The organism is uncultured Cardiobacterium sp., assembly GCF_938028185.1.
Lineage (GTDB): Bacteria > Pseudomonadota > Gammaproteobacteria > Cardiobacteriales > Cardiobacteriaceae > Cardiobacterium.
The window spans coordinates 1-7,724 of sequence record NZ_CALJAH010000260.1 but is presented as its reverse complement, the minus strand read 5'-3'; the positions used below and the strand labels follow the sequence as shown (position 1 = coordinate 7,724).

Sequence of the window (7,724 nt, the reverse complement as noted above, 5' to 3'; positions counted from 1 at the left end):
AAGTGTATGTAAACAAAGTGTATGTAAACAATATGTGGCGCTGCCGCTGCACAAATTTCCACACACCTTCCCGCTTTCCCCGCCCCGCCGGGAAAACACCAACCAACAGCCAACAAATTCAAAACATGGAACAACTCAAAATCACCGGCGGCACGCCGCTCTCTGGCGAAATCACCATCAGCGGCGCGAAAAACGCCGTGCTGCCCATCCTCGCCGCCACCCTGCTCGTCCCCGGCGAAACCGTCATCGACAACGTCCCCCGCCTGCGCGACGTCCACACCTTCATCAAAGTGCTGAACGCGATGGGCGCCAAAGCCGCCTTCACTGGCGACAACCAGGTCACGGTGGACGCCACCACCATCACCCACCCCGAAGCGCCCTACGAACTCGTCAAAACCATGCGCGCCAGCATCCTCGTGCTGGGGCCGCTGCTCGCCCGCCTTGGCGAAGCCCGCGTCTCGCTCCCCGGCGGCTGCGCCATCGGCGCGCGCCCGGTGGACCAACACATCAAGGGAATGCAGGCACTCGGCGCGCACATCGACATCCACGAAGGCTACATCGACGCGCGCGGCAAACTGCGCGGCGCGCGCTACGTCATGGACATGACCACCGTCACCGGCACCGAAAACCTGCTGATGGCGGCAGTACTGGCCGACGGCACCACCATCCTCGACAACGCCGCCTGCGAGCCGGAAGTGACCGACCTCGCCCACTGCCTGACTGCGATGGGCGCGAAAATCAGCGGCATCGGCACAACCACGCTGACCATCGAAGGCGTGCGTGCGCTCCAACCGGCACGTTACACCACCCTGCCTGACCGCATCGAAACCGGCACCCACCTCATCGCCGCCGCCATTACCGGCGGGGAAATCACCACCCGCCGCACCCGCGCCGGGCTGCTTGAAGCCGTGCTGGAAAAACTCGAAGCGGCAGGCGCGGCGATAGAGCGCGGTCAGGACTACATCCGCCTCGACCAGCGCGGACGGCCATTGCAGGCGGTGAGCATCCGCACCGCGCCGTTCCCCGCCTTCCCGACCGATATGCAGGCACAAATCATGGCGCTCAACACCGTCGCACAAGGCACGGCGACCGTCATCGAAACCATCTTTGAAAACCGCTTCATGCACGTCCCCGAACTGGCGCGGATGGGCGCGGACATCGCCATCGAAGGCCATACCGCCACCGTGCGCGGCGTCGCCAAACTGAGCGGCGCCCCGGTGATGGCGACCGACCTGCGCGCCTCCGCCTGCCTCGTCCTCGCCGCACTTGCCGCCGAAGGCGAAACCACCATTGACCGCATCTATCACCTCGACCGCGGCTATGATGCCATCGAGAAAAAATTAAGCGCCGTTGGTGCGAATATCCGGCGGGTGCGCGCGCCGGAATAAACGGGGAAAGACACGGGGCGGTTCTACCGCCCCATTTATTTATCGCCGAAAGGATTTGCAAATGCCTGTCCATTTTTCATCTTTAATCATCGGTAATACCTATGACCGCCCCGAACTGGCAGCACTTTGGGGATTCAAAGATTTTCATCCTATCTCGCGCGGCGTAGTTACCCCGAAAAATACGCCCTTTATTATTCTCTTTGTCACCAAAGAAAAACAAAAAGTATTGACCCCATATCAAGATTTAATTAGCGAAGATAGGCTGCATTGGGAAGGTGAGCAATCGCATGGTAGCGACCAGCGGATAATACAGGCAGGGCATCAGGACGATGAAATTTATCTTTTCTACCGGGAGCGGCATCACTCGCGTTTCTTATATTACGGCCGCATCGTGCTGGTTGAATATGAAATACGGGAATCTGAACCCAGTCGTTTTATCTTCCGTGTGCCAGCGCTCCCGGCGGGTAATTCTTTTAAAGATATAGAAAACGCGCATGACGCACTGGCCGTATTAGGAAACACCACACGCGAAACACTAATACAAAGCCGCTTGGGACAGGGGCAATTCCGGCAAGATGTCCTTAAATTGTGGGGTGGCTGCGCCGTTACCGGCATCCGTGATGCACGGGTACTCAAAGCCTCGCATATTAAACCCTGGCGGGTCGCGGATAATCAGGAGCGCCTCGATGCCCATAATGGCTTGGCGCTGATTCCTAATCTAGATTTGTTGTTTGATGCGGGCTGGATTACTTTTGAAGATAGCGGGAAAATACAAATATCCGCGCTGATAGATATTGCGGTATTGCGGGCGCTTGGCGTAACCCATGAAATGCGGCTGCGTGCTATCCCGGAGGGATTACCTGCATATTTAGCCTACCACCGCCAATTTGTCTTTATCACGCACCTTGCGATGCAATAAATCTATTTTCGCTATTGCCGTATGAACCCCGTTGCTTTTCACTGCCGTATCGGCTATGGCTGCGCGGCACGAATGTAATCCTAACGGTCTGCGGGGATATTGCCCCATATTCTGATGGATACGGGAAGCCCGCGCGGAAATGAAACAACTGTCCGCGCAAATCTTTGTAGTAGAAGACGTCTTATGAAAAAATATATTTGGACAAGTGCTCACTTGATTTGACTATTCGCCACATACACTATCCCCGCTACCCTGTATGTAAACGCGGCACCGTTCGCCCGGATGGCGGGGATGCGTGCTGTCGCCCCGTTACCCGTTTTCAGCCTTCAGGAACCTGCCATGATTACCCGCGACCAACTGCAAACCCATCTGCACGAACTGCTGCAATGCGCCCGTTTCCGCGATTACGCGCCCAACGGCCTGCAAGTGGAAGGGCGGGCGGAAATCCGCCGCATCCTCACCGCCGTGACCGCCTCGCAGGCGGCGATTGACGCGGCAATTGACTGGCAGGCGGATGCGCTTTTGGTGCATCACGGATACTTTTGGAAAGGCGAAGCGCCGCAGGTGGTGGGCATGAAAAAGCATCGCCTCGCCGCGCTGCTCGCCCATGACCTGAATCTCTTTGCCTACCACCTGCCGCTCGACCAACATTCCGAACTGGGCAACAACGCGCTCTTTGCCCGCCATTTTGCCTGCGAAGCGGTATGGCAGTCGGCGGATGAACCGCTCATCTGGCACGCGCGCATTGCGCCGACGCCGTTGCCCGCATTGCTGGCGCAACTGGCGGACGGTCTTGCGCGTGAACCGCAGGCGGTTGGCGCGACTGACGCCGCCATTACCCGCATCGCCTGGTGCAGCGGCGCCGCGCAGGACTTTTTGCAACAGGCGGCGGGCGAGGGCGCGCAGGTATTCATCAGCGGCGAATACGCCGAGCGCAGCTACCACGAAGCGCGGGAAACGGGCACGGTGTACATCTCTTGCGGCCATCACGCCAGCGAACGCGCCGGTATTCGCGCCCTGGGCGAACATCTTGCCGCTACCTTTGACCTGCAACAGCGCTTTTTTGATGAAGAAAATCCCTTCTGAATAGCAGACGAAAAGCGCAAGATTTTGCTAAGATAGCGCTTCCTAAAAACTATTCACCCCAAGGCAATAACGCCGTATTGATAGGAAACAATCGATGCGCGGAGAACAATCATGAGCAATGCAGCGAACCTCAAGCCGGTCTTCATTCCGGCGCACCCGGTGGAGAACCCCGCCCGCCGCAAAATGCTGGTCGCGGCGACAACCGGCGCGACCGCAGTCGGCGCGGGATTCCTCGCCGTTCCCTTCCTCAAAAGCTGGCTGCCGAGCGAGCGGGCAAAAGCCGTTGGCGCGCCGGTAGAAGTTGACATCACCAAACTCGAAGCGGGCGCGATGCAGACCGTACTCTGGCAGGGTAAAGTCGTGTACGTCCTGCGCCGTACCGACGATATGCTCGCCACCCTGCCGCAAGTCGGTGGCGACCTGCGCGACCCCGAATCCAAAGAATCCATCCAGCCCGAATACGCACAAAACGAATGGCGGGCAGAGCGCAAGGACGTGCTGGTCATGCTGGGCATCTGCACCCACCTCGGTTGCGCGCCGAAACTGCAATCGCGCGCCGAAGGCCGCGAAGTGCGCGGTGATGCCACCTGGGAAGGCGGCTTCTTCTGCCCCTGCCACGGCTCAAAATTCGACTACTCCGGCCGCGTTTACAAAGGCGTGCCTGCCCCGACCAACCTGACCATCCCGCCGTACAACTTCAAAAACGACAACCTCGTCGTCGTCGGCGCCAGCAGCGAAGGAGCATAAAATGGCCAGCAACCCGTACAAAACCACCGGCCTGATCGGCTGGGTCGATAACCGCTTCCCCCTCTCTGTCCTGTGGCACGACCACATGGATCGCTACTACGCGGCGAAAAACTTCAACTTCTGGTACTACTTCGGCTCGCTCGCCCTGCTGGTACTGGTGAACCAAATCCTCACCGGCGTCTGGCTGGCAATGTTCTATAAACCCAGCGCCGCCGAAGCCTTCAGCAGCGTCGAATACATCATGCGCGACGTTGATTACGGCTGGCTCATCCGCTATATGCACTCCACCGGCGCGTCTTTCTTCTTCATCTGCGTCTATATGCATATGTTCCGTGGCCTGATGTACGGCTCCTTCCGCAAACCACGCGAACTCGTCTGGCTCTTCGGCGCGCTCATCTTCCTCGCGCTGATGGCGGAAGCCTTTATGGGCTACCTGCTGCCGTGGGGACAAACCTCTTACTGGGGCGCGAACGTCATCATCTCGCTCTTCAGCGCCATCCCGATTGTCGGCGACGCCATCGTCACCTTCATCCAGGGCGACTTCTACATCTCCGACGCGACGCTCAACCGTTTCTTCTCGCTGCACGTCATCCTCATCCCGCTGGTGCTGGTGATGCTGGTCGCGGCGCACATCATCGCGCTACACGAAGTCGGTTCGCTCAACCCGGACGGCATCGAAATCAAAGAGCACCTGGACGAACGCGGCGTACCGCTGGACGGCATCCCCTTCCACCCCTACCTCACCATCAAAGACTTGGTCGGCTTCGGCTTCTTCTTCATGATATTCGCCGGCATCATCTTCTATATGCCCGAATTTGGCGGCTACTTCCTCGAACTCGCCAACTTTGAACCGGCAAACGCACAGGTAACGCCCGAACACATCGCCCCGGTGTGGTACTTCGGCGCCTTCTACTCCATCCTGCGCGCCATGACCTGGGACTGGTTCGGCATCCCCGCCAAACTGTGGGGCGTCATCGCCATGTTTGCCGCTGTCGGCATGATCTTCATCCTGCCGTGGCTGGATCGTTCACCAGTCAAATCCATCCGCTACAAAGGCTGGATCTCGCGCGTCGCCCTTGGAATGTTCGTCATCGCCTTCCTCACCCTGACCAAACTCGGCACCATGCAGCCGACCAACACCGTAACCCTGCTGGCACAGTTCTTCACGGCGGTTTACTTCGCCTTCTTCCTGCTGATGCCCATCTACAGCAAACTCGACAAAACCAAGCCAGTACCAACCAGGGTGACCAAATGAACGCCATCAAAAACCTGATCCTGCTCGTTGCAGCGCTGGCAATAAGCCAAACCTTCGCCTCCGGCGGCGCGGCAACCTATCCGAACGACACCTTTCAGACCGACCTGAACGACAAAATCTCGCTGCAAAACGGTGCCAAATACTTCATCAACTACTGCTCCGGCTGCCACTCGCTCAAATACCAGCGCTACAACCGGATGTTCCGCGACCTGCAAATTGACCCGGAAATAGGGGCGAAGAACCTCATCTTTACCGGTGCCAAAGACGTTGAACAAATGCACACCGCGATGAGTGGCGCAGAAGGCCTGAAATGGTTCGGCCAGACCCCGCCCGACCTCTCGCTCACCGCGCGGGCAAAAAGCGGCGCCTACATCTACAACTACCTGCGCGGCTTCTACCAGGACGACAGCCGCCCGCTCGGCTTCAACAACTCCGTCTTCGCCGGTGCGAGTATGCCCAACCCCCTGTGGGAGCTGCAGGGCATCCAGAAACCCGTCTATCATGAAGACAAAACCTGCGAGACCGTTGACGGCAAAGAACAATGCGAGACCCACAGCAGCCTCGTTGGCTTTGAAGCCGTCACGCCGGGCAAACTGAACAAAGAAGAGTACGACAAAGTCGCCTACGACATCACCAACTTCCTCAGCTACGTATCCGACCCTTCAGCACTGGACAGAATGCGCATGGGACCGTGGGTGCTGGCCTTCCTCGCCTTCCTCACCGTCATCTTCTACCTGCTGAAAAAAGAATACTGGCGCGACATCCACTAAGCCCAAGGAGCCTATGAGTATCGTAAGCCAAAAACGGGGTGGGCTGGCGCTGTTCGGCAGCCCCGTCCATGCCAGCAGCCACCGCATCCGCCTCGTCTGTCAGGCGAAAGACCTCGAAATCGACTACGTTGAAATCGACCCGGACAACATCCCGGCCGACCTCATCGAAATCAACCCGACCGGACGCCTGCCGACCCTGATAGACCGTGACCTCGTCCTCTTTGACGAGCGCGTCGTCAGCGAATACCTTGACGAACGCTTCCCGCACCCGGCGCTGATGCCGATAGAGGCGAACTTGAAAGCGAAAATCCGCCTGTTTTGCTACGAACTGGAAACCAACTGGTACCAGCCGTTGGACCAGCTCCAGCACGGCAAACTGACCGCAGCGAAGAAAAAAACAGCGCACAAACAACTGCGCGAAGCCGTACTGCTGATGTCGCCAATGTTCAAGGGGCGCGACTACCTCATTGGCAGCGAAATGAGCCTGCTGGACTGCTGCGTCCTGCCCGTCCTCTGGCGGCTGGAAAGCCTCGAAATCGAACTGCCCAAAGCGGCAGCGACCATCCAGCGCTACATGGACTTCCATTTCAACAAAGAGTACTTCCGCAAATCGCTCTCCAAACAGGAAGCCGCACTGCGGGCGGGGGCATGATGGACAACATCACCATGACCGACCGCAAGCCCTACCTGCTGCGCGCCATCTACCAGTGGATTGTCGATAACGACTGCACCCCGCACCTCGTTATCGCCGCCCCTGGCGCGGGCTGGGTACACGGCGTACCGCTGCACCTGATGCAGGAAGAAATGCTGGTGCTGAACATCTCGCCAACCGCGACCGCCAACCTCACGATCGAAGATGACTGCGTCACCTTCAGCACCCGCTTCGGCGGCCAGGCACACCAGGTTTGGGTCAGCATGAAAGCCATCACAGCGCTGGTTACCCGCGAAAACGGCGACGGCATCGCGCTGGAGGTTGCGGAAGACCTGGAAAACGGCCCGCAACATGACAACGCTGCTCCGGCAGATGGCGAAACCGCTTCCGGCGGCAGCCACCTGAAAATCCTCAAATAACCGCACAAATCCCATTTCATCGCAATCCATTTGGCGGCTCGCAAGAGCCGCTTTTTTGTACCCCGACATATGGGCAAAAAAGGAGCTACTCATCATCAGGTAGGGAGAAATAATCCTTTATAAACCTTGCTTTATTCACCTTTCTCACCCCGTGATGACACCCCACTGCGCTTTAAGTCGGCAAATTTCCCGTCCAGCAGATTGGTGGTGTTGTGAATGCCCAAACCGGGATACGCCTCAAAGGTGAACAGGTAGTCCAGATTCCGTTTCAGGCTTAAATACGCGCTTCTCAGCTGCTTGTGCGTGTAGTGCGACCTGCCGTTTTCCTCATTGACCGTCCGTTCGTTAAGAAAGCCCTGATGCCGCTCAAACCACGCTTGCAGGGCGCTTTGAAAGGCCACCTTGCCGCTGTCTTTTAGCGTTAGCGCCAGCTGCCACAACGCCTTGCCAGCTGCCGTTTTCGGGTTGCGTGTCAGATAGCGGCTGAC

Annotated in this window: 8 protein-coding genes and 1 pseudogene; 8 read left to right on the top strand and 1 reads right to left on the bottom strand. The window is 58.1% G+C overall.

Translation table 11 applies throughout. The features are described 5' to 3' along the window. Positions 1–125: 125 nt before the first annotated feature. The 8 genes from murA to Q0349_RS07545 all read left to right on the top strand — a co-directional run bounded on the left by murA (position 126) and on the right by Q0349_RS07545 (position 7,236). Positions 126–1,388: a UDP-N-acetylglucosamine 1-carboxyvinyltransferase gene (murA, locus tag Q0349_RS07580; RefSeq protein WP_298080264.1), complete on the top strand. Its 1,263-nt coding sequence runs from the start codon at positions 126–128 to the stop codon at positions 1,386–1,388. Positions 1,389–1,449: 61 nt separating this feature from the next. Beyond that, positions 1,450–2,307, top strand: coding sequence for an HNH endonuclease signature motif containing protein (locus tag Q0349_RS07575; protein ID WP_298080263.1), 858 nt, complete (start codon positions 1,450–1,452; stop codon positions 2,305–2,307). 339 nt (positions 2,308–2,646) lie between these two features. Beyond that, entirely contained in the window at positions 2,647–3,393 is a 747-nt protein-coding gene (locus Q0349_RS07570; protein WP_298080262.1) for a Nif3-like dinuclear metal center hexameric protein, read from the top strand. A gap of 111 nt (positions 3,394–3,504) precedes the next feature. Continuing rightward, the gene (gene petA / locus Q0349_RS07565; RefSeq protein WP_298080261.1) at positions 3,505–4,140 is read left to right on the top strand and encodes a ubiquinol-cytochrome c reductase iron-sulfur subunit; all 636 of its coding nucleotides are present in this window, start codon (positions 3,505–3,507) and stop codon (positions 4,138–4,140) included. Between the two features lies 1 nt (position 4,141). Next, positions 4,142–5,395, top strand: a complete 1,254-nt coding sequence (locus tag Q0349_RS07560; protein WP_298080260.1) for a cytochrome b N-terminal domain-containing protein — start codon at positions 4,142–4,144, stop codon at positions 5,393–5,395. Beyond that, on the top strand, positions 5,392–6,165 hold the full coding sequence (locus Q0349_RS07555; RefSeq protein ID WP_298080259.1) for a cytochrome c1: 774 nt from the start codon (positions 5,392–5,394) through the stop codon (positions 6,163–6,165). The genes Q0349_RS07560 and Q0349_RS07555 overlap by 4 nt, the downstream gene beginning before the upstream one ends. Positions 6,166–6,178: 13 nt before the next feature. After that, entirely contained in the window at positions 6,179–6,817 is a 639-nt protein-coding gene (locus tag Q0349_RS07550) for a glutathione S-transferase N-terminal domain-containing protein (protein ID WP_298080258.1), read from the top strand. Further along, entirely contained in the window at positions 6,814–7,236 is a 423-nt protein-coding gene (locus Q0349_RS07545) for a ClpXP protease specificity-enhancing factor SspB (RefSeq protein ID WP_298080257.1), read from the top strand. The genes Q0349_RS07550 and Q0349_RS07545 overlap by 4 nt, the downstream gene beginning before the upstream one ends. 131 nt (positions 7,237–7,367) lie before the next feature. On the opposite strand, the pseudogene Q0349_RS07540 reads toward Q0349_RS07545, so the two are convergent. Further along, a pseudogene (locus tag Q0349_RS07540) lies at positions 7,368–7,724 on the bottom strand (hypothetical protein); the annotation flags it as partial.